Genomic DNA, 2,253 nt, shown 5'->3' on the forward strand with positions numbered 1-2,253 from the left:
CTCGGTGGCGTCGGCCAGGAACGCCTCCGGGTCGGTGGCTCCGAGCCCGGCGAGTGCGGTGGTCACCTCGATCAGGCGCGTCACCCGCGGTCGGAGCAGCGCGGCGAACTCCTCGGCCGGGCCGCCTGCCGCATCCGCCCGGTCGCAGGTGGCGGCGATGCGCTCGCTGAGTGCGGTGAGTCCGGCACCACCCCCGGCGAGGACCTTGCGCCCCAGCAGATCCTGGGCCTGGATCCCGTGCGTGCCCTCGTGGATCGGGTTGAGGCGGTTGTCGCGGTAGTGCTGTTCGACGTCGTAGTCGATCGTGTACCCGGCCCCGCCCAGCACCTGCACCGCGAGCTCGTTGGCCTTGAGGCACCACTGCGACGGCCACGACTTGGCGATCGGGGTGAGGACGTCCAGGAGCGTGGAGGCTGCTGCGGCCTCCTCCGGGGAACCGGTCTTCTCGTCGTCGACGAGCCGCGCGCAGAACAGCCCCAGCGCCAGCGCGCCCTCGACGTACGATTTCTGGGCCAGCAACATCCGCCGAACGTCGGCGTGCCCGGTGAGCATGACCTGCGGCGAGGACGGATCGGCACCGACTGCCCGACCCTGTGGCCGGGTGCGCGCATAGTCCAGCGACTTGAGGTACCCGGTGTAGCCGAGGGCCGTGGCGCCCAGACCCACGCCGAGCCGGGCCTCGTTCATCATGGTGAACATCTTCTTGAGGCCGGTGTTCTCCTCGCCCACGAGGTACCCGACCGCGCCCGGTCGGCCACCGGGGGTGTGCATGCCCTGGCCCAGGGTGGGCATGGTGTTGACCGTGCCGCGGAAGCCCATCTTGTGGTTGAGGCCGGTGATCACGACGTCATTGCGCTCCCCGATCGAACCGTCCTCGTCGACCAGGAACTTCGGCACCACGAACAGGCTGATGCCGCGGGTCCCGGCCGGCGAGCCGGGCACCTTGGCCAGCACCAGGTGCACGATGTTCTCGGACATCTGGTGCTCGCCGCCGGAGATCCACATCTTCTGCCCGAACAGTCGGTAGGTGCCGTCGGGCTGCGGCTCGGCGCGCGTGGTGATGTCCGCCAGGTTGGAGCCGGCCTGCGGCTCGGACAGGCACATGGTGCCGGTGAACCGGCCCTCGACCATGGGCTTGACGTACCTGTCGATCTGCTCGTCGGAACCGTGCTCGATCAACAGGTTGGCGTTGCCGGTGGTGAGCAGCGGGTACGCCGCGGTGGAGACGTTGGCCGCGTAGAACCACGCCATGCACGCCAGGTACGCGGTGTACGGCAGCTGCATCCCGCCCACCCGCTCGTCCATCGCGGCGCCGACCAGGTCGGCGTCGGCGAAGCGGCGCAGCGCCTCGGCGATCTCCGGGATGAGCTCGACCTCCTCGCCCACGAGCCTGGGCTCGTTCAGGTCCGCCTTGCGGTTGTGCGGGGCGAAGTATTTCTCGGCGAGCTCGGCCGACAGGTCCACCACGGCGTCGACGGTCTCGCGCGAGTGGTCCGCGTACCGCTCGCGCCCACACAACTCGGACACCCGGAGCCAGTCGTGGAGCAGGAAGTCGAGGTCGGCCCGGGACATCACGGTGGAGGGGAGGGGGTGCGAGGAAGTCATGCCCCGCAGGGTACTTGCCCGCGGGTGGTGCCGACCCGGGCCGTGTCGACCACGCGTCGCCCTCTGGACCGTCAGTTCCGGCCGGTGGCGCGAGCGAACTTCTGTCCCATCCCGAGCATGGTCTTGGCGTACGCGGCGGGCATGAACCGCTTGCCGCGGTAGGCCTTGCGGGCGTCGGGGTCGGGCAGGATCAGGAACTGCTTGGCGTCCAGGGCGGTCATCACCTCGGCGGCGATCTCGTCCGCGCCGCGCTCGGAGCGGTCGATGAGTTTGCTGGCGAATCCGCTCGCGGCGGGGTCAGACGAGTTGAGACTCGAGGCCAGGTTCGTGCGGAAGAACGACGGGCACAGCACGGATACGTCGATCCCGAACGGCTCCAGCTCCCACCGCAGGGTCTCGGAGATCGCCACCACGGCCGCCTTGACGGCCGTGTAGGAGGCCATCGTCGGCGGGTGCACGAGACCGGCGAGAGACGCCGTGTTGACCAGGTGCCCGCGGCCCTGCGCCTTGAGCATCGGCACGAAGGTGCGGCAACCGCGCGCCACGCCCAGCAGATTGATGTCCGTGATGAGCCGCCAGTCCTCCTCGGTGAGGAACTCGATGCGGCCGCCCTGCGCGATGCCGGCGTTGTTGACCAGCACGTCGATG

General features: G+C 69.7%; 2 protein-coding genes. Both read right to left on the reverse strand.

Annotated elements, in window-relative coordinates:
• Window positions 1–1,605: acyl-CoA dehydrogenase family protein (locus G6027_RS03650; protein ID WP_182635496.1), on the reverse strand; the 1,605-nt coding region annotated here is incomplete at its 3' end.
• Between the two features lie 71 nt (window positions 1,606–1,676).
• Window positions 1,677–2,253: SDR family NAD(P)-dependent oxidoreductase (locus tag G6027_RS03655; RefSeq protein ID WP_182635498.1), on the reverse strand; the 577-nt coding region annotated here is incomplete at its 5' end.

The sequence above is a fragment of the Dietzia sp. SLG310A2-38A2 genome, from assembly GCF_014145095.1.
Taxonomy (GTDB): Bacteria; Actinomycetota; Actinomycetes; order Mycobacteriales; family Mycobacteriaceae; genus Dietzia.